Origin of the sequence: Luteimonas fraxinea (assembly GCF_021233355.1) — a bacterium.
Classification (GTDB): Bacteria; Pseudomonadota; Gammaproteobacteria; order Xanthomonadales; family Xanthomonadaceae; genus Luteimonas; species Luteimonas fraxinea.
The window spans coordinates 88,774-112,956 of the sequence record NZ_CP089507.1 but is presented as its reverse complement, the minus strand read 5'-3'; the positions used below and the strand labels follow the sequence as shown (position 1 = coordinate 112,956).

The window sequence follows — 24,183 nt, the reverse complement described above, 5'->3', positions numbered from 1 at the left end:
CGTCGAAGGGCGACTCGCGCGCAACCTCAGTCGATGAACTGCAACCGCGCCAATTCCGCGTAGAGCCCGCCCTGCGCCAGCAGATCCGCGTGCGTGCCCTGGGCGACGATGCGACCGCGGTCCATGACCACGATACGGTCGGCCTTGAGGATGGTCGCCAGCCGATGCGCGATGACCAGCGTCGTGCGGCCTTCCATCAGCCGCGCCAGCGCTTCCTGTACCGCGAATTCGCTCTGCGCATCGAGCGCGGAGGTCGCTTCGTCGAGCAGCAGAACCGGCGCGTCGCGGAGCAGGGCGCGGGCGATCGCGATGCGCTGCTGCTGACCGCCGGACAGACGCGCGCCGCGCTCACCGAGCTGGGCGTCGTAGCCGTCGGGCAGTTCGCGGATGAAGGCATCGGCCTCGGCTGCGCGCGCCGCCGCTTCGATGTCGGCATCGCTGGCATCGAGCCGTCCGTAGCGGATGTTCTCGCGGGCGCTCGTGGCGAAGATGGTCGGCGACTGCGGCACCAGCGCGAGATGGTCGCGCAGCGCGGCGGGATCGAGGCCGCGGATGTCGACGCCATCGATCGAGACCGCACCTTCGGCCGGATCATGGAAGCGCAACAGCAGCGACAGCACGGTGCTCTTGCCGGCGCCTGACGGCCCGACCAGCGCGACCGTCTCGCCGGGCGCGACATGCAGGCTGAAATGCTCCAGCGCGGGCGCGTCCGGGCGCGACGGATAATGGAAGCGCATGTCCTCGAAGCGCAGCTCGCCACGCACAGGCACTGGCAACGTGGCGGGTGCGTCCGGTGCGCGGATGCCGGGACGCTCGACCAGCAGTTCGCCGATCCGGCCCATGCCGCCGGCGGCGCGTTGCAGCTCGTTCCAGACTTCCGCCAGCGCGCCGACCGAGCCTGCGCCGAACAGCGCATAGAGCACGAACTGGCCCAGCGTGCCGGCGGTCATGCGGCCTTCGATGACGTCGTGCGCGCCCGACCACAGCACGACGACGACGGCGCCGAAGATGAGTGTGATCGCGACCGCGGTGATGATCGACTGCAAACCGATGCGTCGGCGCGCGGTGGCGACCGACTGCGCGACCGCATCGCCGAAGCGTCCGCGCTCCCACGGCTCGCGCGCATGCGCCTGCACGGTGCGGATCGCAGTCAGTGTCTCGTTGGCGAGTGCGTTGGCATCGGCCACGCGGTCCTGGCTCTGGCGTGAGATCTTCGCCAGCTTGCGGCCGCCCAGCACCAGCGGCAGCACGAACAGCGGAATGCCGATCAGGGTGAACGCCGCGAGCCGCGGGCTGGTGACGACCAGCATCGCGACACTGCCGATCACCATCACCGTGCTGCGCAGCGCGACCGACATCGTCGAGCCGACGACCGCGCGCAGCAGTTCGGTGTCCGCGCTCAGGCGCGAGACCAGATCGCCGCTGCGGGTCTGCTCGAAGAAGGTCTGGTCGAGATCAAGCAGATGGCCGTAGAGCCGGTTGCGCAGATCGGCGACGACGCGCTCGCCCAGCAGCGAGACGAAGAAGAACCGCGCTGCGGTGAATACCGCCAGCGCGATCGCGACGAGCAGCAGCAGCGCGAATGCGCGGTCGATCTGGTCGCCGCCGGTGAACCCGTGATCGATCATCTGCTTGACCGCCAGCGGCAGGCTCAGCGTCGCCGCCGACGACAGCGCGAGCGCGACCATCCAGGCCGTGAACAGACCGCGCTGGCGCATCACGAACGGCCACAGGGTCTTGAGCACGCTGATGCGCGCCTTGGGTTCGCCGGCGTCAGGCGTCGTGCGGGGGGATTGGAATGCCATCAGCCATTGTCGTCGATGCGGACCCGGTCACGGGTGGCATCGCGCAGACGGGTTTTCAAGTCGTCGACACGGTCGGCCGGCAGGTCCAGCACCACGGACACGCCGTGGGTGTCGAAGGTTTCTTCGCGCTTGACCGCCAGTGCGCCCGGCAGCGCGGCGTGCACGCTGCCGATCGCATCGAACGGTGCATGCAGCCGCAGCGTCGCCATCTCGACCAGCGCGACGCGCGGCGTGGTGCGCAGGCATTCGGCTGCGCAGCCGCCATAGGCGCGGACCAGGCCGCCGGCGCCGAGCTTGATGCCGCCGTACCAGCGCACGACGACGACCGCGATGCGATCGAAGCCCTGGCCATCGATCGCGGCGAGGATCGGTCGACCGGCGGTACCGGCCGGTTCGCCATCGTCGCTGGACCGGTACTGGTCACCGATGCGCCAGGCCCAGCAATTGTGCGTGGCATCGGCCACGTGCACCTGCTGCATGAAAGCGGCGGCGCCGTCGGCATCGTCGACCGGCGCCGCGTGCGCGATGAAGCGGCTGTGCTTGACCTCGAGCGTGTGATCGACCGGTCCGGCCAGGGTATCGAGCGGCATCAGTCCAGCAACGCGCGCAGGTCCGGCGGCAGTTCGGCCTGCGGATGGCGACGATGGAACTCGGCCAGGCTGGCCTTGGCCTCGCCGATGCGGCCGGCATCGAGCAGTTCGCGGACGCGCGCCAGCCACGCGGCGCGCACTTCGGGTGCATCGGCCGACGCGGGCGGATCACCGTCGTCGGGACCGTCGTCGATCGAGTCGAGCATCAGCGCCTGCGACTCCGCGCGTGTCTGGCGTGCTGCGGCAGGCGCGGGCGCTGCCGGCGCCGCGCGACGCGCCGCTGACTCAGCGGGCGCCTGCATCGGCGCGGGCGCGGGCGGCGAGGGTGGGGCCGGCGGCGGTGCGCGTGCAGGTGCTGGAGGTGCGGGCACAGACTGGGCGGCGGCGGGGATCGCAGGCGGAGGCGGCGGTGCAGCGGCCGGATGCATCTCCGCGCCGAACGCGGTCGGTCGCTCGACCGGTGTCTGCACGTTCGCAGCCGCAGCCGAAGCCGCGTTGTCCGCGGACTCGGCGGCCACCGTCTCCTTGCGTGTCGATGCAGCAGCCGGCGTTGCGTCTGCGGCCGGAGCCGCAGGCGCCGGTGCGTCAGTGACGGCTTGCGCGGGCGGCGGTGCAGGTTCGGCGGGCGGCGGTGCCGGGACCTCACGGGAACGCATCATTTCGGGCGCTGGCGCGATGTCTGCCGCGGGTGCAGCCGCGGGTGCAGCCGCGGGCATCTCGGACGCTGTTCGCATCTCGGTATCGGGTACTGGACGCAACTGCCACGCGATGCCGACCGCCAATGCCAGCGATGCGGCGATGCCGGCGGCGAACGGCCAACGACGGCGACGCGCGGCCACCCGTCGATGCGCGACCGCGGGTTGCGCCTGCACGGGCGCTGCACCTGCGGCTTCGCGCGCGGCGCCGAGGATCGCCGCGTCCAGCGCAGCCGACGGAGACGCAGCACTGCCGTCGCGTGCCAGGCGGTCGGCCAGCATGCGTTCTTCGGGCGTCAGCGGTTCGTGGTCGGGTCGGTTCATGGGTTCAGCAACGTGCGCAGTTTGTCCATCGCGTAGCGCAGTCGCGATTTCACAGTTTCGCGGCCGACGCCGGTGATCTCGCCGATCTCCTCCAGCGTCAGGTCCTGTTCCAGCCGCAGCAGCACCACTTCGCGCTGCTCTTCGGGCAAGGACTCCAGCGCGAGCTGCAGCTGGCGACGCTGCTCGAACTCGGAGAGCTGCCGTTCGGGCGAATCGGGATCGACGATCCGCGCGGTGCGCAGGTCCGCATCTTCGGGCGGCGGCGGCCGATGTTGCGCAGCGCGCCAGTGATCGGCGAGGCGATTGTGGGCGATGCGGTAGAGCCAGGTGGTGAACATCGCGTCCGGTTTCCAGTCGGCGCGCGCGGCGATCACGCGCTGCCAGATGTCCTGGAACACCTCGTCGGCCAGCGCGCCATTGCGCAGCTGGCGGACGAGAAACCGGTAGAGCTTGTCGCGATGCCGGCGGTAAAGCGTTTCGAATGCCGCGACATCGCCCGCGACCCATGCCTGCATCAGGGCATCGTCGCCGGGCGGCTCCTGCTGGCTGGCGATGTCGGGCATGGCCTGCAGGTTACGTGCTGCGGACGTGGCCGGGAAGACCGGACGGATCGGAAACGCGGGAGCGGCGTGCGCGTGCATGGACGGTCGAACGTGCGGATGTCGCAGATGGGGTCGCGGGCACGGATCGATGTGACGATTTGGTTATGCTCGCGTCAGCCAACGCCCGCCAAGTTCCCGTGTCCGATCGTCACCTCCTGGAGTCGCCCGCCCAGCCGTCCGCCGACGCGGCTGCACGTGCGCGGGAGATTCTCGACACCGCGCCTGGCGGGCTGGCGCTCGCGATCGCCTGGCGTTGCCCGTATGGCGGCCGCGGCGCGATCCACGCGCGTGAAGCATCCCGTGCATTGGCGGATGCCGCGCAGAACGCGCTCGATGACGATGGGGCCGCCGAAGACGCGCGCATCCTTAGCGCCTCACGCGGTGGCGCGCGTGTCGCTGTCGCCATCGATGCCGGGCATGACGATGCGATGTGCGCGTCCTGGGCCCGCCTTGCGGCGAACAGCCTGCTGGCCGCGCTCGATGCACTGGCCACCGATCACATCGTCGCGACCCTGCAGCGCTCCGAGCGGCTGCAGCAGGCGCTTTATGAGATCGCCGACCTGGCCGGTTCGTCGCTGGAAATGGGCGAGGTGCTGGCGCGCATCCATGGCGTCGTCGGCGGGCTGATGACCGCCGAGAATTTCTACATCGTGCTGTACGACGATCTCAGCGAGACACTACGGTTCCTGTATTTCGTCGACGCGCTCGATCCATGGGTTGCCGATCCCGAGCAGGAACTGCATGTCAGCGACATGCCCAACAGTCTGACCATCGCGCTGCTGCGCGGGGGACAGCCGATGCTGGGGCCGTCGGCGCAGCTGCGGCGTGCTTACGGTGTCGACGACGGCGACCTGCTTCACGGTCCTGACAGCGCCGACTGGTTGGGCGTGCCGCTGCGGCGCGACGGTCGTGTCGCAGGGGCCATCGTCGTGCAGAGCTACGACCGGCCGGACCGCTACAGCCAGGACGACCGGGCGCTGCTCGAATTCGTGGCCCAGCACATTCTGACCGCGCTCGACCGCAAGCAGGCGCACGCCGAACTGGAACGCCGCGTCGACTCGCGTACCCAGGAGTTGCAGGAAGCGAACTTCGGCCTGCAGGCGCAGATCGCCGAACGTGCACGCGCGGAACGCCTGCAGCGGGCGCTGTACCGGATCAGCGAACTGTCGGTCGCCGCCGGCAGCGTCGAACGCTTCTATGCCGACCTGCACGCGATCGTTGGCGAGCTGCTGTACGCGCGGAATTTCTACATCGCGATGCTGAGCCAGGACGGCCAGCGTCTTGAATTCCCGTACTCGGTCGACGAACGCGACGTCGCGCGGCGACCGCGCCAACGGGCCAATGGCCTGACCGAATACGTGATCGACAGTGGCGAACCGCTGCTCGCGCGGCGCGAGAGCATCGTGCTGCTGGAGGCCAGCGGCGAACTGCAGAGCCGCGGCACCCAGGCGCAGTGCTGGCTGGGCGTGCCGCTGAGTCGCGATGGCCGGCCGGTCGGCGCGATCGCGGTGCAGAGCTACGACCCCGAGATCAGCTTTGCGCACAGCGACCAGGCGCTGCTGACCTTCGTCGCCCATCACATCGACAGCGCGCTGGAGCGCAAACGTGCGCAGGAAGCGTTGAAGGCGGCGCACACCGAGCTCGAATTCCGCGTCGATGCGCGCACGCGCGAACTGGAAGAAGCCAACCGCGAACTGCGTGCGCAGATCGGCGAGCGCGTGCGTGCGCAGCAGCGGCTGGTGCACCAGGCGCGTCACGATCCGCTGACCGGGCTGCCGAACCGCGTGCAGCTGCTCGAACGTCTCAATGCCGCGCTGGCCTCGTCGGAAAGCCGCCAGGAACCGTTCGCGGTGCTGTTCCTGGATCTCGACCGCTTCAAGCTGGTCAACGACAGCGTCGGTCATGCGGCCGGCGACGCGATGCTGGTCGAGATCGCGCAACGCATCTCCGCGCTGCTCGGTCCGCAGGACATGGCCGCGCGGCTCGGCGGCGATGAGTTCGCGCTGGTGTTGGGCGGCGTCGACGACGCCATCGTTGCCGACACGATGGCGGCCGCGCTGCTGGCGACGCTGTCGCGGCCGATGTGGGTGGCCGGTCGCGAGCTGTATCCCTCGGGCAGCATCGGCATCGCGATGTCGCATGCGGGCGCCGATGGAGACGGTCTGCTGCGCGACGCGGACGCGGCGATGTACCGCGCCAAGGCCTGCGGCCGCGACCGCAGCGAACGTTTCGACGAAGCGATGCGCGCCGAGGCGACGCGCCTGCTCGATCTCGAAGCGGATCTGCGCCGCGCGATCCTGCAGGACGCATTCGAACCATTCTTCCAGCCGATCGTGCGCCTGACCGACGGCGCGGTCATCGGCCACGAAGCCCTGCTGCGTTGGCGCCACGAACTGCACGGCATCCTGCCGCCTGCCGACTTTATCGGCGTGGGCGAGGACAGCGGTCTGATCGAGCAGGTCGACTGGCTGATGTACCGCAAGGTCATCGGCATCATGGCGAGTTCGAACGCGCCGGGTTACGTGTCGATCAACGTCTCGCCGCGGCATTTCCGCTCCGACGATTTCGTCGAGCGCCTACTGTTCCTGCTCGAAAGCGCCGGCGCCGATCCCGGGCGTCTGCGCATCGAGATCACCGAGGTCGCGCTGCTCGACGATGCGCCGCGTGCGCTGCGCATGCTCAGCCAGCTGCGCGAGCGCGGCGTGCTCGCCTTGCTCGACGATTTCGGTACCGGTTTCTCGGCGCTGTCGTATCTGCACCGGTTCCCGATCCACGCACTGAAGATCGACCAGAGCTTCGTGCAGGGGCTGGGCAGCGATCTCCACGCCGAAAGCTTAGCGCTGGTGCGCGCGATCCTCGCGCTCGCCGGCACGCTCGGCATCGACACGATCGCCGAGGGCATCAAAACCCAGGCGCAGCGCGACATGCTCGACGAACTCGGCTGCCAGTACGGGCAGGGCTATCTTTACGGACGGCCTGCGCCGGTCTGAGCCTGCGGTTCCGGTACGCGATGCTAGAGTGCCCGCGATTTTTCCAGCGCCGGAGCACGTCATGCAGCAGACCCCGTTCTATCCGATCGGCACCCCCGGCCAGCCCTGGGGCGACGCCGAACGCGCGGCCTGGCGGGCCCGTCAGGTGCGACAGCGCAGCCACGCCGACGATGTCGTGACGCGCGTCGATGCGCTGCGCGATCGTTTCGACATCGAGACCTATGACACGCTCGATTACAGCCGGCGCGAAGGCGGCGGTCGTTATCCGCTGCTCGCGATCCGCAGCCGTGACTGGAACCCGGACCTGCCGGTCGGCGTGATCACCGGTGGCGTGCACGGCTACGAGACCAGCGGCATCGAAGGGGCATTGGACTTCGTCGAGCACGCTGCCGCCGGTTACGCAGGCCGAATCAATCTGCTGGTCGTGCCCTGCGTCAGCCCTTGGGGCTACGAGCACATCCAGCGCTGGAACTTCGACGCAATCGACCCAAACCGCTCGTTCCGCGCCGGCAGCCCGGCGCAGGAGTCGGCGGCGCTGGTCGCGCTGCTCGCGCCGCTGCGGGGCACCGTGCTGGTGCATGTGGATCTGCACGAGACCACCGATACCGACGAATCCGAATTCCGTCCTGCCCTTGCTGCGCGCGACGGCGTGCCGTTCGAGCCGGGCGGGATTCCCGACGGCTTCTATCTGGTCGACGACAGCGTGCGTCCGCAGCCCGCATTCCAACAGGCGGTCATCGCCGCGGTGGAGCAGGTCACGCACATCGCGCCGGCCGATGCCGACGGCGAGATGATCGGTTCGCCCGTCGTCGCGCACGGCGTGATCGAGTATCCGGTCGAAGAACTCGGCCTGTGCGCCGGCATCACCGGCGCGCAGTATGTGACCACGACCGAGGTCTATCCCGACAGCCCGCGCACCACGCCGGTCGAATGCAACGCCGCCCAGGTGGCGTCGATCGTCTCCGCACTGGATTACGCTCTGGCGCATCGCTGACCACGCTGTCTGCGCGGAAAAAAAAGGCCACCGCAAGCGGTGGCCTTTTCCATGTTGCCTTCGCAGCCGGACTCAGAAATCCGCGCGCAGTCCCAGCGAAAGGCGGCGGCCCGACAGTTCGTACATCGTCGGGAACGACGGATCCATGGTGTAGCCGGTCGTCGCCTCGTCGGTCATGTTGATGCCCTTGAGGCTCAGCTTGAGGTTGTCGGCCAGACGCAGGCCGATCGACACATCGAGCTGGCCGTAACCGTCGCGGTAGATCGGATACATGTTGTAGCCGATCGATTCCACGTACTCGCTCTTGTGGTTGTAGGACACGCGGGCGTCGAAGCGCGCGTTCTCGTAGTACGCGGTGAGGTTCCAGGTCTTCTCGGCCAGGCCGGGCATCGGCGTCTGGATACCGAGGTCCGATTCGCCAGCCAGCGAGCTGTCGAGCATCGTGTAGTTGGCGTTGATGCCGAACCCTTCCAGCGCCGGATGCAGCATCGTCAGCGGCAGCTGCGCGATCAGCTCGATGCCGTCGACCTCGTAGGCGCCCGCCGCATTGACCGGCTGGTAGACGTCGAAATCGAAGATGCCGTTAAGCGTGCCGTTGGCGTTGTAGACCGGCACGTCCTCGACCACGCCGGTCAGCGCGTTGATCACCACGCCGTCGATCTTCTTGCGGAAGTAGGACGCGGCGAGCAGGCCGCCGTTGTCGAGATACTGCTCCAGGCCCACCTCCCACTGGTCGGCATAGGTCGGCTTGAGCGCCGGGTTGCCATCGGTAAAGCGGTAGGAGCTCCAGCTCGCTGTGCGCTTGTAGGCGATGTCGGTCATCGCCGGGCGGATCAGCGTCTGCGACGCAGCGGCGCGCAGCAGCAGGCCGTCGCGCAGTTCGGCGGTGAGGTTGAGGCTGGGCAGCACGTCGCTGTAGTCGCCGTCCATCGACACAGGCGTGTCGGTATAGCCGGTGCTGCCGTCCGGATTCTGCACCGGGTGATAGCCGAACGAAGTCACCGAAGTATCGACGTAGCGCACGCCGGCGTTGATGTCGACCGGCACGCGGCCCATATCGAACGCCACGTCCGCCATCGCGTACAGCGCCGTCGCCTGTTCGTCGACGCGGTAGTACTGGGCGTCGTCGAACAGGGTGGAGAAGCCTGCATAGCGGAAGGTGTCGCGCGCGTAGTCGTTGCCGACCATCTGCCAGTCGAGATCGCGCGCGGTGTAGGCGCCGCCGGGCACGATGCTGCCGATCGGCTGCAACTGGCTGTCGGCCAGCGTGCGCGTGTTGACCCATCTGTTGTTGCCGGCCGAGGGGCCACCGATCTTGGCCTCGCCGTACTGGCGTTCCTTGGACTTGTCGGTGTGCCGCGCGCCGAAGCGGATGCTGCGCAGCGCCGGCAGGAACGCGAGGTCCAGCGTCTTGCCCACGTTGACCTGCGCGGCGTACTTGTCGTCGCTGATGTGCTCGAGCGTCGTCTCGTAGGCTTCGAACAGGTAGCGCTCCGGCGAGGCGTACATGTCGAAGCCGTTCGACGACGCGCTCGGAATCGTCTCGCCGCCGCGATCGGTCCAGCGCGTGCGCGAGGGCGCGTAGGCCACATGCTTGAGGTTGGCGTAGTCGAGGGTCTTCTTCGCGCCCGAGTAGCCGAGCAGGGCATCGACGGTCCAGCTGTCGCCGCGCCAGTCGAGCGCCGCGCTGTACTGGCGGAAGTCGGTTTCGTTGCGGCGTTCCTTGCTCAGGAACTCGTGCTGCGTGGCGGTGTACGACACGTCGCGCAGCACCAGGATGCCGTGCTCGGCCAGTGTGGTGTCGTCGTAGGCGTGGATGGTCTCGAGGGTGCTGCGGCTCGATGCGGAGTACGCAGCGGCGTCGTACTCGTCTTCGGTCGAGTCGTAGCCGCCGACCAGCGCGTCGAAGGTGAGGCTGAAGTCATTGCTGGGCTTGAACTGCAGCGACGCGGTCGCGCCCCACTTGTCCTGTTCGTTGAGGAACACGCGGTCACCGACCTTGTCCTGGAACACGATCAGGTTCGATTCGGCCGTGTTCGCGCGATTGCCGATCTGGCGACCGGTATCGCGTTCGATCACGGCCTCGGCCTGCGACCCGCGCACGCCCGATGCGCCGAGAAAGCGCGACATCGGGCGGAAGTTGATGCCCGACGTGCCGTCGGTACGGTTGGTGCGCTTGGCCTTGGAAAACGACACCAGCGCGCCCCAGTCACCCCAGGTGTCGGAAGCGAGGAAAGACACCTTCGGATCGGTCTCTTCGGAGATCGAGTTGTGTGCGCCTTCGACCGAGCCGACCAGCTGGCGCGTGCTGTAGTCGAACGGGCGCGCGGTGGAAATCTTCACCGAGCCGGCGATGCCGCCTTCCTCATCCGCCGCGGTCGGCGACTTCTGCACCGTGACCTGCTGGATGATCTCGGACGCGAAGATGTCGAATTCCACTTCACGGCCGCCGCTGCCCGAGGCCGTCGCGAGATCGTTGATCGACACATGCGTGTAGTCGGACGGCAGGCCGCGCACGTTGACGCGCGAGCCCAGGCCCTTGTTGCGTTCGATGGTGACGCCGGGCATGCGCTGCAGCGCTTCGGCGAGATTCTGCTCGGGGAAATCCGCCACGTCGGTGGCGACGATCGAATCGGAGAAGCCCACGTTGTCGCGCTTCAGATCGACGGCCTGCTCGAGGCTGCGACTGTAGCTGCCGGTGACCGAGACGGCGTCCAATGCCTGGATGTCGTCGGCTGCCGGCGCGTCCTGCGCGAGGGCGAGCGTCGGAATGGCGACCATGCCGCCGACGAGAAGGGAATGGATGCTGCGGCTCAGGCAGCGCGGGCGCGGCCCGGACGCGCGGCGCGCCGGGTGGTAGGACTTCATGCCAGGTGTTCCCCTTGGAGACGGATGGACGAGCGCGCCGTGCGCTTGCACGCGACGCGATGGGCCGACGTGCGACCGGGGCCGGAGGCTAACGACGATGTATTGAAGTTTTGTTGCGGTGCAACGCGGCGTTGCGGCGGCCGCACGCCGCACGTCACGCGCGGCGATTACCATCGAGGCCCGATCCGCCGCAGGAGCACGTTATGGCTACACCGCCGAAGCAGACCGCACGCGATTTCGATCCCGACGTCCTCGCGTTGTTCGACGACTATGTGCACGGCGCGATCGATCGCCGCGGCTTCCTGACGCGCGCGGGCCGTATCGCCGGCGCCGCGGGCGCGGTCGGACTGTTGGCCGCACTGAGCCCGCAGTTCGCGAGCGCGCAGCAGATCGCGCCGGACGATGCGCGTCTGCAGACGCGGCACGTGGAATTCGATTCGCCAAAGGGCAATGGCCGCGGCCGTGGCTATCTCGCGCAGCCGGCCGGGACGAGCGGTCCTCTGCCGATGGTGCTGGTGGTGCACGAGAACCGCGGCCTCAATCCGCATATCGAGGACGTCGCGCGGCGCATCGCGCTCGAGGGCTACATCGCGTTCGCGCCGGATGCACTGTTCCCGAAGGGTGGCTATCCGGGTGAGGAAGACGCCGCGCGTGCGCTGTTCGCCACGCTGGACCAGGACACGGCTCGGCAGGACTTCGTCGCCGCTGCAGGCTGGTTGCAGAAGACCGAGGGCGGCAACGGACGTCTCGGCGTCGTCGGCTTCTGCTACGGCGGCGGCATGGCCAACTGGCTGGCGACGCAGCTGCCGACGCTGCGCGCCGCGGTGCCGTTCTACGGACCTGCTGCGCCGCTGGAGGACGTGCCTAAGATCACGGCGGAACTGCTGGTGGTGCTCGCGTCCAACGACGCGCGCGTCAATGCGCAATGGCCGGACTACGAAGCTGCACTAAAGGCGGCCGGCAAGACGTTCGCGCTGTACCAGCCGGCCGATACCGAACACGGCTTCAACAACGACACCACGCCGCGCTACGACGAAGCCGCCGCCAGGGAAGCCTGGACGAAGATGCTGGCGCTGTTCGCACGCACGCTGAAAGTCCCGGCCTGACGATGCTGCGCGGCCTCCACCATGTCGCGGTGATCTGCGGCGACTACGCGGTGTCGAAAGCGTTCTACGTCGAGACGCTCGGGCTGCGGGTGCTGGACGAGCATTACCGCGAAGAACGGCAGTCATGGAAGCTCGATCTCGCCCTGCCGGACGGCGGGCAGGTCGAGCTGTTCTCATTCCCGGATGCACCGGCGCGACCGTCGTGGCCGGAAGCGCGTGGTTTGCGCCATCTCGCCTTCGCCGTCGAAGACACCGACGCGGCCTGCGCACGTCTGACCGCGCGTGGCGTCGTGCTGCAACCGGTGCGTGTCGACCCGTATACCGGCCAGCGCTTCGTGTTCTTCGCCGATCCCGACGGCCTGCCGCTGGAACTCTACGAGATCGCCGCGGCAGGATGAGCGTTCACATGGCCCGTCGCGATGCGGGCGCAGCATCCGGGCGTTGAATCCCACGAGACGGTCATGCACGTCGAACTGCGATGCCGCTGCGGACAGTTGCGCGGCGAAGTGGACAACGCCCACGCCTACGGACATGCGCGATGCTACTGCCGCGATTGCCGCGCCTATGCACGCTTTCTGGGCGCCGACGAAGTCCTCGATGCGCACGACGGCACCGCGATCGTCGCCGTGCCACCGGACGCGATCCGGTTCACCACCGGGGAAGCGCGACTGGCCTGTCTGTCGCTGTCGGACAGGGGTCTGCTGCGCTGGTACGCCGACTGCTGCAAGGCGCCGATCGCCAACACGGCGCGCGATGCGCGTGTTGCCTATGTCGGTGTAATCGCCGACGCGCTGGAACCGCAGGATCGCGATGCGGCGTTCGGCCCGCCGCGCTTCGTACTCAACCAAGCGTCGGCCGAAGGACATGTGCCGGGCACGCCCCTCGCGACCGCGATCGGCGGCGGCCGCATCTTCCTGCGCCTGCTCGCAGCGAGACTGCGCGGCCTGCGCAACCGGGCCTTCTTCAATGCCGACGGTGCGCCGGTGCGCACACCGCAGGTCGTCGACGCACCACGCGGCGCCTGACTCAGAACGGCGCCGGAAACGCGAGTTCGGGACCCACCGGCACGATGCCGGTCGGATTGATCTGGCGATGGCTCTGGTAGTAGTGGCGACGGATGTGGTCGAAGTTCACCGTCGGCGCGACCGCCGGTTCGGCGTACAGCCGTTGCGTGTATGCCGACAGCACCGGGTAGTCCTTGAGCTGCCGCAGATTGCATTTGAAGTGGCCGTGATAGATCGCGTCGAATCGGAGCAGGGTGGTGAACAGCCGCCAGTCGGCTTCAGTCTGCACATCGCCGCACAGCCAGGTGCGTCCGGACAGATGCGATTCGAGCCAGTCGAGTGTCTCGAATACGCCGCGCACCGCATCGTCGTAGGCAGACTGTCGGGTTGCGAAGCCGGCCTTGTACACACCGTTGTTGAGGCCGTCGTAGATGCGCGCGTTGAGGGCGTCGATCTCGCCGAGCAGCGCCGCGGGCGCGTAGTCGCCGGGCGTCGCACCGACACCATCGAACGCGCGGTTGAACATGCGGATGATGTCGGCCGATTCGTTGCTGACGATGGTCTCGCGCTGCGTGTCCCACAGCACCGGCACGGTCACGCGGCCGGTGTAGTGGGGATCGGCGCGCACATAGAGCTGCCAGACCGTCCCGGCGCCGTACAGCGGATCGGCGATCACGCCGGGGCCGGTGGCGAACGTCCAGCCGTCGTCGGCCATCAGCCAGTGGGTGACCGACAGTCCGATCATCGCCTGCAGGCCCTTGAGTTCGCGGAACAGCGTCGCGCGATGCGCCCAGGGACAGGCGCGCGCCACGTAGAGGTGATAGCGGCCGGGCTCGGCGGCGAATCCACCTTCGCCGGTCGGACCAGGCGCGACATCGGGCGTGATCCAGTTGCGGAACGCCGAGTCGGGCCGTTGCAACGTGCCGTCCTCGCGGACGAGCTTGTCGTCGTCGGATTCCCAGCGGCCTTCGATCAGCATGCCCATGCGTTCAATGTCCTGTGCGGTTGCGGCGCGGTGCGCGCGGGGGCCAAGCCTGGCCGATGCCGGGTCAAGACCACGTCCCCGGGGGAGTGGTCAGTCGTACAGGCAGCACATTCGGGAGACGCGTACACCGGAATCCCGGCTGCAGCAGGCCGTCGCCCGGCTCGACTGAAAACGGTTACGCTCCCGGTCGCGACGGCCCACGTGCCGGCGTCGCGACCCTGGGGAGGGCGTGCGAAGACAGGGCAGGTGCGCGATGCGGAACCGGATGCGGTGGCTGTGTGGTGTGGTGTGTGCGCTGGTCGGCGCGTCTGCGTTCGCGCAAGACAGCCTGCCGCCGCGTGCGTCGTGGACGGCGACGAGTTCGTCGGCGCAGGTGCAGGCCGAGGCGATCGATCATCTGATCGACGGCGATCCGGCCACGAAGACCGGCGGCGCCTTCAGCGCCGGCCACTGGTTCCAGGTCGATCTGGGGCGCGCGGCCGAAATCGGTGGCGTGCGTATCCGTTGGGATCTCGCCAATCCCGAAGGCTTCGTGCTGCAGGCGGCCGAGCGCGAAGGCGACTGGCGCGACGTGCACGTGCAGGCGGATTCGCTCGGCGGCGTCGAGACGCTGTTCTTCGCGCCGGTGCGTGCGCGCTGGCTACGGCTGGCGGCGCTTCCGAAAACCTCGGACTGGGGCGTGTCGATCTTCGAGTTCGAACCGTTGCCGGTCGCCGAGGCGCCGCGTATCGCAGGCCTGGACGATCCGGAAAACGCACGCGTGTGGCGCAAAGACGAGTCGCCGGTGCCGGTCGAGATGGACGGCGATTCGGGACGCATTGCGCTGTCGTTCGCATCGCCGCAGCCCACTGCCGGGTTGCGCGTCGAATGGGCCGGTACGCGCAGCGGCGCGATGCTCGAAGCACGCGACGCCGCCGGCGACTGGCAGATCGTGGCGCGCGATCCGTTCCCCGGCGACGGCGGCATGTCGACGCTGGCAAGTCCGGTCGCGCTGGAAGCGCGCGAGCTGCGTGTTCGCGTCTCCGCCGCCGACGGTGCGCCACCCGCTGTCGCACGCCTGCGTCTGCTCGGGCCAGGCGACGTGCTTACGCCGATGCGCGCCTATCAGGCGGCTGCGGCGCGCGGCACCGCGGCGCTGTTTCCGCCCTCGCTGCGCATGCAGCAGACCTACTGGACAGTCGTCGGCGTGCACGGCGGCCTGCAGAAATCGATCTTTGACGAGTGGGGCAATCTCGAAGCCTTTAAGGGCGCGCCGCTGGTGCAGGCGATCTGGCGCGATGCGCGCGGCGCGGCCAGCGCGTCAACCGGTACGCCGGTGCACACACTGCGCGAGCGCTGGATGCCGATGCCGGCCGTCGAGTGGACGGCGACGCCGGACATAGCAGTGCGCAGCGAGACCTTCACTGCGACGCTCGACGGTCAGCCGGTCACGTTGCTGCGGCATCGCGTGACCAATCACGGCGCGACTGCGATCGACGGCACGCTGTCGCTGCTGGTGCGACCGATGCAGATGAATCCGCCATGGCAGAACGGCGGGCTGTCGCCGATACGCGAGATCGCGATCGTTGCCGATCCACTCGGCACCGCGGTCCGCGTCAACGACCGCATGTTGCTGACATCGCTGACCCCGCCGACGCACCAGGGCGCGGCACCGTTCGGCGAAGACGGCGCGAGCGAACTCACGCCGCATGCCGCAGCCGGCACCGCGCCGGATGCGCAGGCCGCGCACGACGATGCGGGCCTCGCCGCATCGCTGCTCGGCTACCGCATGCGGCTCGCGCCCGGCACCAGCGAATCGGTGGTCGTCGCGTTTCCGCTAGGCATCACGCGCACGGACCGCGGTCATGGCCCCTTGCCCGAAGCGCCGGCGCTGGTGCCGGCGTCGCTGCGCGTCGCGGGCACACCCGATACGAGTTTCGATGCGCTGGCCGCGGACGTTGCCGACGACTGGCGCGCGCGCTTCGGTGATGTGCACATCGCATTGCCCGATGCCGACATGGTCGACGCGCTGCGCACGCAGGCGGCCTACATGCTGATCAATCGCACCGGCCAGGCGATGCAGCCGGGGCCGCGCAACTACGACCGCTCCTTCATCCGCGATGGCGCGGCAACCGCCGCTGTGCTGCTGCGCATGGGCCAGGCCGACGTGGCCCGCGATTTCCTGCGCTGGTACACCGATCACGCGGTGCGCGAATCGGGTCTGGTGTCGCCGATCATCAACGACGACGGCACGCTGTTCACCGGCTTCGGCTCCGACATCGAGTTCGATGCACAAGGACAGTACATCGCACTGGTGGCCGATGTCGCGCGCCTCGACGGCGGGCCGGAAACCGTCCGCGACTACCTGCCGCAGGTGACGTCGGCGATGCGGTTCCTGCAGACGCTGCGCGAACGCACGCTCGTCCCGGGCTACATGGCCGATGCGCCGGCACCCGAGCGCTTCCGCGGCATCATCGCGCCGTCGATCAGCCACGAAGGCTATTCAAGCCCGACGCACAGCTACTGGGATGACTACTGGGCGCTCAAGGGCTGGCACGATGGCGCGTGGCTCGCCGAACAACTGGGCGATGCGGAAACCGCCAGCTGGGCGCGGGCGCAATACGACGCGCTACGCACCGACGTGGCCGCGTCGATCCGCGCGACCATGGCCTGGAGCGGCCAGGACACCGTGCCCGCGGCTGCCGATCTCGGTGGCAACGACCCCACCAGCGTCTCGATCGCGCTCGACCCGACCGGGCAGCAGGACCTGTTGCCCGCCGATGCGCTGCGCAACACCTTCGATCGTTATCTCGCCGACTTCCGCCGCAACGGCGCGCCCGACGCGCTGTATGCGTACTCGCCCTATGAACTGCGCAACGTGCTGACGTTCGTCCATCTGGACCAGCCCGATGCCGCATGGGAGATGCTCTCGCGCATGCTCGACGACCGGCGCCCGCAGCCCTGGCACGTCTGGGGCGAGGTCGTGCATTCGCGGCTGCGCTTCCCGCGCTATCTCGGCGACATGCCGCACACCTGGATCGGCGCCGAATACGCGCGTGCGGTGTTCGGCATGCTGATGCGCGAGGAAGACACCGTGCTGCAGCTGCTGCCCGGCACGCCGACCGACTGGCTGGCGGGCGAGGGCCTGCGACTCGATGCGCTGCCGACGGCGTACGGGCCGCTGACCCTGCACGCGCGTGGCGATGCCGCGCGCCTCGATCTCGCACTCGGCGACGGATTGCGTGCGGGCAGCACCGTGCATCTCGCATGGCCGCAGCGCACGCGGCCGCAGCGGGTGCGCGTCGACGGCGTGGAGGCACGCGACTACGACGCGCACGGCATCACCCTGCCAACATCGTTCCGCACACTCGAAGCGGACTGGTCCAAGGACTGAGGCCGTGCTGGCGTGACCGGATGGTCACGCCTTCGACGCCATGCTGCGGAGCCGGCACTTCCGCCGGTCCCCAGCCGAGGCGTCATGCGCAGTCCCCCGCAGAATCCGCACGATCTGAGCCGCCACGATCTGCAGGACATCCTGAAGACGATCCACGCGGAGGTCCGAGAACGCTTCGACGCGCAGAAGGGCAAGGTCGCCGATTACATTCCTGCGCTTGCGTCCGTGCCGCGCGACACCTTCGGCATGGCGGTGGCGACGCTCGACGGCGATGTCTACACGGTGGGCGAGGCGCATGCGCCGTTCTCGATTCAGAGCATCTCCAAGGTGCACACGCTGACCCTGGCGCTCGACAAGGCTGGCGACGATCTGTGGAAGCGGGTGGGGCGCGAGCCCTCGGGCGATCCGTTCAATTCGCTGATCCAGCTCGAGCACGAGGCCGGCATTCCGCGCAATCCCTTCATCAATGCCGGCGCGATCGTTGTCGCCGACGTCATCCTCTCGCACTACGACGACCCGGAAGCCGCGCTGCTGCAGTTCATGCGCGAACGCACGGGCAATCCGGACATCGGACGCGACGACGAGATCTGGGAATCGGAACGCAAGAGCGGCTACCGCAACGTGGCGCTCGCCAACTTCATCCGCAGCTTCGGCAACATCAAGAACGACGTGCAGGCGGTGCTGGATTTCTACTACTTCCAGTGCGCCTTGAAGATGAACTGCATCGACCTCGCACGCAGCCTGCAGTTCCTGTCCGACCGCGGCAAATGCCCCTCTTCGGGCGCGCAGGTCACCAGTATCGAGCGCGCCAAGCGCATCAACGCGGTGATGATGACCTGCGGCACCTACGACGCCGCTGGCGAGTTCGCGTTCCACGTCGGCCTGCCGGCCAAGAGCGGCGTCGGTGGCGGCATCGTTGCGGTGGTACCGCACGTGCTGAACCTCTGCGTCTGGTCGCCGGCGCTGGACGAGAAGGGCAATTCGCTGCTTGGCGGCTACGCGCTGCATCGCTTCACGCGCATGACCGGCCTGTCGGTCTTCTAGAACCGGGCGCGGCGCGCCGCGCCCGGTCCCGTGGTCACGGACTCTGGTAGTAGACGTTGTCGATGACCAGTTCGACGTCCTGCGCCGGCGGATCGGCGACGACCATGAACATCTGTTTCACCGCGTGCAGGTCGAGATCGTAGAAGGCGCTGAAGGGGATCGTGACCTGGTGCCACTGCCCGTCGCGCACCAGCCCGTAGTTCGGCCCGCCAGAGGCGAAGTCGACCCAGCTGTCACCGAACGACGTATTGATGCCGATCTTGAACGTCGACGACGTGGTCGTGCGCATGTGGAACTTCAGCGCACCGCCAGCATAAGCACTCATGTTGCGGTAGTCGGTCAGGATGCCGAGACCGAACCACTGCCCGGCGCTCGCACGGAACGCCATCGCCTCGTTGCCTTCGAATGGCGCGGCGCTGATCGGGGCGAGGTTGTTCCACACGAACAGATCGGCGTCGCTGCCGAAATCCAGTGCGCCAGCCAGGCCGCCCTGTTCGGAATAGACCCCGAAGCGACCGGCCGGCACCGCGCTGTCGCCGCCGATCTGCAGTTCGCTGTCGGGATGGTCCTGGTACAGACGGATCCAGTCGACGAGCATCCTGCCCGGCAGCGGCGCGGTGACGCCGTTTGGATTGGAAATGCCGGTGTAAGTGCCGCCGACTGCGAGATTGAGCAGCAGGAAATGCGGCGCGTGGAATTCGTGCAGCGAGGCGCCCGCGATGTCGGAGATCGCCATTTCGAAGTACTGAAGCCCGTCGACGGTGACGCGGATGAAGTCCGGATCCCAGGTCATGCGATAGGTGCGGTAGTCGTCGTGCAGATTGCTCGGGAAGTCCGCGTAATCGGCATGGCTGGCGTGGCCGCCGCCGTAGTTCCAGTGCACGGCGCCGCCGACGCGGCGATTACCCATGCCTGCAGCGATGCCGTCGACGTGACCGATCTCCATGATGTCGATCTCGCCGCGGTCGGGCCACACACCGATCGCGCCGAGCATCCAGTACGCCGGCCAGATGCCGTTGCCGGCTTCGGGCGTCTTGATGCGTGCTTCGAGCGTGCCGTACTTGAAGTGCACGCGGCCTTCGGTCTTCAGGCGCGCGGACGTGAAAGGGCTGCCTTCGAAGGTCTCGCGACGCGCTTCGATGACGAGATTGCCGTTCTCGACGCGCGCGTTCTCCGGGCGGCTGGTGTAGTACTGCAGCTCGTTGTTGCCCCAGCCGCAGATGCCGATCTGGCAACCGGTGCCGACGTCGAATGTCCAGGTGTTGCCGTCGATCGTTGTGCCGTTGAAGTTCTCTTCCCAGACCGGCGTCTGTGCCTGCGCAGCTGCGGGCAGGGCGAGGGCGGCGAGGCCAACGCATGCGGCGATCGGAAGGGCGATGAGGGATGTGCGATCCATGTGGGCTCCTTGCGTGATGGTGTTGGGCCCACCCCCTGCGCTGGACCGGCATCGACGCTGCCGCCAATTGACAACGCTGTCAAAAGCGCGCCGCGCGTATGTCTCGTTCGGCGCACGAGGTCACGGAATTGCGTTCGGATCCTGTGAAACGACGCGCATACACACGCCGCCGATGCTGCGCGTGCAGCATCGGCGGGCGAGTGCGAAGCGCTTCCAGCGAAGCGCGATGAAGGCGGATGGACGCGATTACCGCGCGGTGTCGACCAGCACCAGTTCCGCGTCTTCCAGCGCAGTCACGCGGATGACCGCCTCGTCGCGGATCGCCGCGCCATCACGTGTATCGATGCGCGTGCCGTTGATCTCGACCGCGCCCGAGGCCGGCACCAGATAGCCGAGACGTCCATCTGCAAACGTGTACTCGGCGGTGTCGCCGGCCTTGAGCGTTGCGCCGAGGACGCGCGCCGCGGCGCGGATCGGCAGCGCATCGTCATCGCCGTCGAAACCGCTGGCGAGTGCGATGAAATCACCGCTGCGCCCGTCCTTCGGGAACGGCTTGGTGCCCCAGGCCGGTGCGCCACCGGGCGCATCGGGAATGATCCAGATCTGGAAGATCCGGGTCTGCTCGCCTTCCATGTTGTATTCGGCATGCTGGATGCCGGTGCCCGCGCTCATCACCTGCACATCGCCGGCGGTGGTGCGGCCGGCGTTGCCGAGATTGTCCTTGTGGCTGATCGCCCCCTCGCGGACGTAGGTGATGATCTCCATGTCGGAATGCGAATGCGGCGGAAAACCGGTACGCGGTGCGATCAGGTCGTCGTTCCAGACGCGCAACGCGCCCCAACCCATGCGCGCCGGCTCGTGATAGCTGGCGAACGAGAAGTGGTGGTGCGCATCGAGCCAGCCGTGGTTGGCGGCGCCAAGTGTGTCGAATGGGCGGCGTTCGATCATGTCGTTCTCCAATATGTGTCGGGAATGGCGCCACGTTACGCCTTGCGTCCCATGTGGGGAACGGAAAGAATGGAACACCATCCATTCCATTTATGACGCCATGAAGCTTCCCGATCTCGAAGCCTGGGCGATCTTCGCGCGCGTCGCGGAGCTCGGCTCGTTCGCCTCGACCGCCGAGGCGCTGGGCATCACCCAGCCGACGGTGTCGAAAGCGATTGCCCGGCTGGAGAAGCGCATCGGCACGCCGCTGCTGCATCGCACCTCGCGCCGGATGACCTTGACCGCGGCAGGCGAGGACGCCGTCGACCGTGCGAGCCGTCTGCTGACCGAGGGCGAAGCGGTCGAGGCGTCCGTGACCGCGCAGGCGGTCAGTCCGCGTGGCCACGTGCGCATGGCCGCGCCGATGTCGTTCGGCGTCGCCCATGTCGCGCCGCTGCTGCCGGCCTTCATGGCGAAGTTTCCGGACGTGACCCTCGAACTCGCGCTCAGCGACGAGACCGTCGACATCGTCGGCGGCGGCTTCGATCTCGCGCTGCGCATCGGCACGCTGGAGGATTCCAGCCTCGTCGCGCGCCGGCTGTGCGGCGTGCGCATCCTGCTGGTCGGCGCGCCGGTGTATTTCGAACGATTCGGTCGACCGAAACATCCGCGCGATCTGGGCACGCATCGCGGCCTGACCTACGCCTACGCGCGCTCGGGCGCCGCGTGGCGCTTCCACCACGCGCGGCACGGTGACTATTCGGTGGGTGTGCCGTCGGTGCTGCGCGCGAACAACGCCGAAGCCCTGACGCCGGCGCTGCTGGCCGGCGCCGGGCTCGCCTTGCAGCCGGAGTTTCTGGTGTGGCGCGAGCTGCGCCGCGGCGCGCTCGAAGTCGCATTGCCGGGCTGGCAACCGCCGGAGATTGCGGTCCACGTGGTCATGCCGCCGGGGCGCGGCCGACCCGCGCGCGTGCAGGCGCTGGTCGACCATCTGGCCCGCAAGCTCGCGCAGGCGCCGTGGGCCTCGGGCGAATGACGCTGCGGCGTTAGCGGCCTGCGCTGTGGTCGTGCACGTGGTCGCCGCGCAGCGCGAGCGCGCGATAGGCGGTCCGCTCCGCATCATCGAACACTGCAGCCGCGCCACGCGGACGGTCAGGACCCGAGGCGGCGTCGAGCACCAGCGTCGCGCCCAGACCCGCGTAGAGATAGCGATCGCCATAAGCGCGCTGCAGGGCGGCGAATGTCGCCTCGCCGGTGCAATGCCCGGGTGCGATGAAGTCGATGTCGTACGGAGCCAGCGCCTCGACGACGCCGGCGATCGCCGCGTCATCGGCATTGACGTAGTGGAAGCCGCCGATGACGAGGTGGATGTCCGGATCGAGCTTCGCCGCTTCGGCGACGATCACCGGCAGCCCCGGATGCGAGCAGCCGACGACCAACAAGAGGCCTTCGGGCGTGCGCACGGCCAGCGACAGCTCGCGTAGTTCGCGTGTGCCCGGCACGTCAGACACCGTTGCGATCGCCCAGACGCCCGGCGCGATTTCCGTGGTCTGCGCGACGGGCTGCAGCTTCGCGCCGGACCAGGCGCTGCCGAACTGCAGGGTCTCCGGAGGCGCGCCATCGAAGTAGCGCATACGCGCGGGCAGGGCAGCATCCTTGCGGTAGAAGCTCGACGGCAGCGAGGAGCCGTAGATGCCGAAACCTTCCTGCGGCGCGTGGATCACGACGTCGGGATTCGCTTCGAGCACCACGGACAGACCGGCCATGTGGTCGGCGTGGCGATGCGACATCACCACCATGTCGAGATCGGCCAGGTCTACGCCTTTCGCCGCGACATTGCGACGGAATGTTTCTGCATCATTGCCGGTGTCGAACAGGATGCGCTGGCCGTCGACCTCGATCAGCGCAGCGAATCCCCAGTCCTTCTCGAGCGTGGGGTCGTCGCCGAAGGCGTCGTAGAGCACGGTGATCTTCGGTGCGTCGTCCTTCGCGAAGGCGGGCAGGGCGATGGACAGCAGCAGGCTCAACAGCAGCAGAGGGCGCAATGTCATGGCAGTGGCTCGACGTGACCGGACCTGCAGCTTAGAACCTATTCAATGTCCTGCTGCGCTTGCCAGCTGGCGCGCGTGCGGTGCTCGGAATGCTCACGTACCACCCGTACGCTGCGCTTCCTGCGCTCCACCACGCGCCATCTGGCGGCGCTCGCGACGGACCTTGAACAGGTTCTGAGCTCGCGCGGAGGACACGCGACGCGTCGATTCCGGCACACCGTGTTGCCGCATCCGCGATGCTGGCCGCGCGTCGTGCGTTACCCTGCGCCGGTTTCCCACGAGCCCTGCCATGCACCGTGCCATCCGCCTGCCGCTGCCCTGCCTGATTGCCGCGCTCGCCGGCTGTGCTGCGGGCCTGCCGAACACCACGCTTCCGAAGACCGATGCCATGACCGAATCCGCAGCCTTCACCGAAACCCGTTTCACCACACCCGCGCGCTACGCGGACGAAGTCACCGCTGCCGGCGCGCCGGTTACAGCGACTGCTGCGCCGGACGTGGATGGCGTGCGGATCGGCACGTTCGCCGGCTATCCGGCGGTGCTGGTCGAAACCGCCGACGCGCGTGCGGCGATCGCACTGCATGGCGGGCATCTGCTGTCGTATGTGCCGACCGGTGGCGAGGACCTGCTGTGGCTGTCGCCGCGCCTGGCCGATGCGCCGGCTGCGATCCGCGGTGGCGTGCCGGTGGTGTGGCCGTTCTTCGGCCGTCAGGGCCAGAGCAACGATGTGCCCTCGCATGGCTTCGTGCGCACGGTGCGCTGGCAGCTCGTCGAGGCCACGCGCGACGCCGAGGGCAGCGTGTCGCTGACACTCGCGCCGCCGCACTACGCCGATCTCGGCCTGGACTTGCGCATGCATCTGCGCATTGGCAAGACGCTCGAGCAGACGCTCGAAACCACGAATACCGGCGACGCGCCCGTCGCGTTCACCCAGGCGCTGCACAGCTATTTCCACGTGTCCGATGTCGCCAACGTGCGCGTCGAAGGACTCGACGGGCTGCGTTTTCGCGACAAGAACGACGGCTACGCCGCGCATGCGCAGACCGGCGACTGGGTGCTGGACGATGCGCGCGATCCGGGCCGCAGCGATTACATCTATGCCGATGCCGGCGGGCGCTATCTGCTGGACGATCCCGGTCTCGACCGCCGCATCGAACTCGAGACCTCGGGCAGCCGTTCGCTGGTGGTGTGGAATCCGGGCGAGACCGCAGCGGAACGCAGCAGCGACATGAACGACGGCAGCTGGCGCGGTTTCCTGTGCCTCGAAGCGGCGAATGCGGGTCCGGACATCGTCCGTCTCGCACCCGGTCAGACGCATGTTCTGACGCAGCGTGTCCGCGTGCTGCCGCGCGACTGAGTCACCGGTCATTCGCCTCGGCTTCCGGAATTCGCGCGTTTCTTCCGCGATTTCCAACACCGCGAGTGCCAT

General features: G+C 68.1%; 18 protein-coding genes. 9 read left to right on the top strand and 9 right to left on the bottom strand.

What is annotated here, in order from left to right:
• Nucleotides 1–26 precede the first annotated feature (26 nt).
• The 4 genes from LU699_RS00540 to LU699_RS00525 are packed head-to-tail and all read right to left on the bottom strand — an operon-like array spanning nt 27 to nt 3,977.
• Nucleotides 27–1,805 carry an ABC transporter transmembrane domain-containing protein gene (locus LU699_RS00540; protein ID WP_232580448.1) on the bottom strand — a complete coding sequence of 593 codons (1,779 nt, stop codon included), beginning with the start codon at nt 1,803–1,805 and terminating at the stop codon, nt 27–29.
• Complete coding sequence (locus tag LU699_RS00535; protein ID WP_232134926.1) at nt 1,805–2,395, bottom strand: IMPACT family protein; 591 nt, start codon at nt 2,393–2,395, stop codon at nt 1,805–1,807. Before LU699_RS00535 ends, LU699_RS00540 begins: the two co-directional genes overlap by 1 nt.
• Nucleotides 2,395–3,414, bottom strand: coding sequence for a hypothetical protein (locus tag LU699_RS00530; protein ID WP_232134928.1), 1,020 nt, complete (start codon nt 3,412–3,414; stop codon nt 2,395–2,397). Before LU699_RS00530 ends, LU699_RS00535 begins: the two co-directional genes overlap by 1 nt.
• On the bottom strand, nt 3,411–3,977 hold the full coding sequence (locus LU699_RS00525) for an RNA polymerase sigma factor (protein ID WP_232136146.1): 567 nt from the start codon (nt 3,975–3,977) through the stop codon (nt 3,411–3,413). Before LU699_RS00525 ends, LU699_RS00530 begins: the two co-directional genes overlap by 4 nt.
• Before the next feature lie 143 nt (nt 3,978–4,120).
• Between LU699_RS00525 and LU699_RS00520 the strand changes: the two genes are divergently transcribed.
• The gene (locus LU699_RS00520; protein WP_425491649.1) at nt 4,121–7,006 is read left to right on the top strand and encodes an EAL domain-containing protein; all 2,886 of its coding nucleotides are present in this window, start codon (nt 4,121–4,123) and stop codon (nt 7,004–7,006) included.
• Between the two features lie 61 nt (nt 7,007–7,067).
• On the top strand, nt 7,068–8,000 hold the full coding sequence (locus LU699_RS00515) for a M14 family metallopeptidase (RefSeq protein ID WP_232134932.1): 933 nt from the start codon (nt 7,068–7,070) through the stop codon (nt 7,998–8,000).
• Between the two features lie 72 nt (nt 8,001–8,072).
• Here LU699_RS00515 and LU699_RS00510 read toward each other — a convergent pair whose 3' ends face one another.
• Nucleotides 8,073–10,868, bottom strand: coding sequence for a TonB-dependent receptor (locus tag LU699_RS00510; RefSeq protein ID WP_232580446.1), 2,796 nt, complete (start codon nt 10,866–10,868; stop codon nt 8,073–8,075).
• A 203-nt stretch (nt 10,869–11,071) separates the two neighbouring features.
• Between LU699_RS00510 and LU699_RS00505 the strand changes: the two genes are divergently transcribed.
• From LU699_RS00505 to LU699_RS00495, 3 genes are all read left to right on the top strand, one after another.
• Entirely contained in the window at nt 11,072–11,974 is a 903-nt protein-coding gene (locus tag LU699_RS00505) for a dienelactone hydrolase family protein (RefSeq protein WP_232134935.1), read from the top strand.
• 2 nt (nt 11,975–11,976) lie between these two features.
• On the top strand, nt 11,977–12,372 hold the full coding sequence (gene gloA2, locus LU699_RS00500) for an SMU1112c/YaeR family gloxylase I-like metalloprotein (RefSeq protein ID WP_232580445.1): 396 nt from the start codon (nt 11,977–11,979) through the stop codon (nt 12,370–12,372).
• Nucleotides 12,373–12,435: 63 nt separating this feature from the next.
• Entirely contained in the window at nt 12,436–12,999 is a 564-nt protein-coding gene (locus LU699_RS00495; protein ID WP_232134940.1) for a DUF6151 family protein, read from the top strand.
• Between the two features lies 1 nt (nt 13,000).
• Here the strand turns inward: LU699_RS00495 and LU699_RS00490 are convergent, their stop codons facing one another.
• Nucleotides 13,001–13,963: a glutathione S-transferase family protein gene (locus LU699_RS00490; RefSeq protein ID WP_232134942.1), complete on the bottom strand. Its 963-nt coding sequence runs from the start codon at nt 13,961–13,963 to the stop codon at nt 13,001–13,003.
• 265 nt (nt 13,964–14,228) lie between these two features.
• Between LU699_RS00490 and LU699_RS00485 the strand changes: the two genes are divergently transcribed.
• Together LU699_RS00485 and LU699_RS00480 are read left to right on the top strand one after the other, a co-directional pair.
• Entirely contained in the window at nt 14,229–17,336 is a 3,108-nt protein-coding gene (locus tag LU699_RS00485; protein ID WP_232580444.1) for a discoidin domain-containing protein, read from the top strand.
• Nucleotides 17,337–17,420: 84 nt separating this feature from the next.
• Nucleotides 17,421–18,380 (top strand): glutaminase, encoded by a 960-nt coding sequence (locus LU699_RS00480; RefSeq protein ID WP_232134946.1) that lies wholly within the window; start codon nt 17,421–17,423, stop codon nt 18,378–18,380.
• Between the two features lie 34 nt (nt 18,381–18,414).
• Here the strand turns inward: LU699_RS00480 and LU699_RS00475 are convergent, their stop codons facing one another.
• Together LU699_RS00475 and LU699_RS00470 are read right to left on the bottom strand one after the other, a co-directional pair.
• Nucleotides 18,415–19,776 (bottom strand): glycoside hydrolase family 16 protein, encoded by a 1,362-nt coding sequence (locus tag LU699_RS00475; protein WP_232134948.1) that lies wholly within the window; start codon nt 19,774–19,776, stop codon nt 18,415–18,417.
• Nucleotides 19,777–20,022: 246 nt separating this feature from the next.
• The gene (locus tag LU699_RS00470) at nt 20,023–20,724 is read right to left on the bottom strand and encodes a pirin family protein (RefSeq protein ID WP_232134950.1); all 702 of its coding nucleotides are present in this window, start codon (nt 20,722–20,724) and stop codon (nt 20,023–20,025) included.
• A 100-nt stretch (nt 20,725–20,824) separates the two neighbouring features.
• Here LU699_RS00470 and LU699_RS00465 point away from each other — a divergent pair, with 100 nt between their 5' ends.
• Nucleotides 20,825–21,739 (top strand): LysR family transcriptional regulator, encoded by a 915-nt coding sequence (locus LU699_RS00465; protein WP_232134952.1) that lies wholly within the window; start codon nt 20,825–20,827, stop codon nt 21,737–21,739.
• A gap of 10 nt (nt 21,740–21,749) precedes the next feature.
• Here LU699_RS00465 and LU699_RS00460 read toward each other — a convergent pair whose 3' ends face one another.
• The gene (locus LU699_RS00460; protein WP_232134954.1) at nt 21,750–22,754 is read right to left on the bottom strand and encodes an MBL fold metallo-hydrolase; all 1,005 of its coding nucleotides are present in this window, start codon (nt 22,752–22,754) and stop codon (nt 21,750–21,752) included.
• 289 nt (nt 22,755–23,043) lie between these two features.
• On the opposite strand from LU699_RS00460, the gene LU699_RS00455 reads away from it, so the two are divergent.
• Entirely contained in the window at nt 23,044–24,111 is a 1,068-nt protein-coding gene (locus tag LU699_RS00455; RefSeq protein WP_232134955.1) for a D-hexose-6-phosphate mutarotase, read from the top strand.
• Nucleotides 24,112–24,183 lie beyond the last annotated feature (72 nt).

Bases quoted from the DNA above. Each gene is read 5' to 3' on its own strand.
- LU699_RS00520 (WP_425491649.1), top strand. From the start codon at position 4,121: ATGCTCGCGTCAGCCAACGCCCGCCAAGTTCCCGTGTCCGATCGTCAC.
- LU699_RS00480 (WP_232134946.1), top strand. From the start codon at position 17,421: ATGCGCAGTCCCCCGCAGAATCCGCACGATCTGAGCCGCCACGATCTG.
- LU699_RS00470 (WP_232134950.1), bottom strand. From the start codon at position 20,724: ATGATCGAACGCCGCCCATTCGACACACTTGGCGCCGCCAACCACGGC.
- LU699_RS00465 (WP_232134952.1), top strand. From the start codon at position 20,825: ATGAAGCTTCCCGATCTCGAAGCCTGGGCGATCTTCGCGCGCGTCGCG.
- LU699_RS00490 (WP_232134942.1), bottom strand. From the start codon at position 13,963: ATGGGCATGCTGATCGAAGGCCGCTGGGAATCCGACGACGACAAGCTC.
- LU699_RS00495 (WP_232134940.1), top strand. From the start codon at position 12,436: ATGCACGTCGAACTGCGATGCCGCTGCGGACAGTTGCGCGGCGAAGTG.
- LU699_RS00485 (WP_232580444.1), top strand. From the start codon at position 14,229: ATGCGGTGGCTGTGTGGTGTGGTGTGTGCGCTGGTCGGCGCGTCTGCG.
- LU699_RS00455 (WP_232134955.1), top strand. From the start codon at position 23,044: ATGCACCGTGCCATCCGCCTGCCGCTGCCCTGCCTGATTGCCGCGCTC.
- LU699_RS00460 (WP_232134954.1), bottom strand. From the start codon at position 22,754: ATGACATTGCGCCCTCTGCTGCTGTTGAGCCTGCTGCTGTCCATCGCC.
- LU699_RS00525 (WP_232136146.1), bottom strand. From the start codon at position 3,977: ATGCCCGACATCGCCAGCCAGCAGGAGCCGCCCGGCGACGATGCCCTG.
- LU699_RS00540 (WP_232580448.1), bottom strand. From the start codon at position 1,805: ATGGCATTCCAATCCCCCCGCACGACGCCTGACGCCGGCGAACCCAAG.
- LU699_RS00515 (WP_232134932.1), top strand. From the start codon at position 7,068: ATGCAGCAGACCCCGTTCTATCCGATCGGCACCCCCGGCCAGCCCTGG.
- gloA2 (WP_232580445.1), top strand. From the start codon at position 11,977: ATGCTGCGCGGCCTCCACCATGTCGCGGTGATCTGCGGCGACTACGCG.
- LU699_RS00530 (WP_232134928.1), bottom strand. From the start codon at position 3,414: ATGAACCGACCCGACCACGAACCGCTGACGCCCGAAGAACGCATGCTG.
- LU699_RS00510 (WP_232580446.1), bottom strand. From the start codon at position 10,868: ATGAAGTCCTACCACCCGGCGCGCCGCGCGTCCGGGCCGCGCCCGCGC.
- LU699_RS00475 (WP_232134948.1), bottom strand. From the start codon at position 19,776: ATGGATCGCACATCCCTCATCGCCCTTCCGATCGCCGCATGCGTTGGC.
- LU699_RS00505 (WP_232134935.1), top strand. From the start codon at position 11,072: ATGGCTACACCGCCGAAGCAGACCGCACGCGATTTCGATCCCGACGTC.
- LU699_RS00535 (WP_232134926.1), bottom strand. From the start codon at position 2,395: ATGCCGCTCGATACCCTGGCCGGACCGGTCGATCACACGCTCGAGGTC.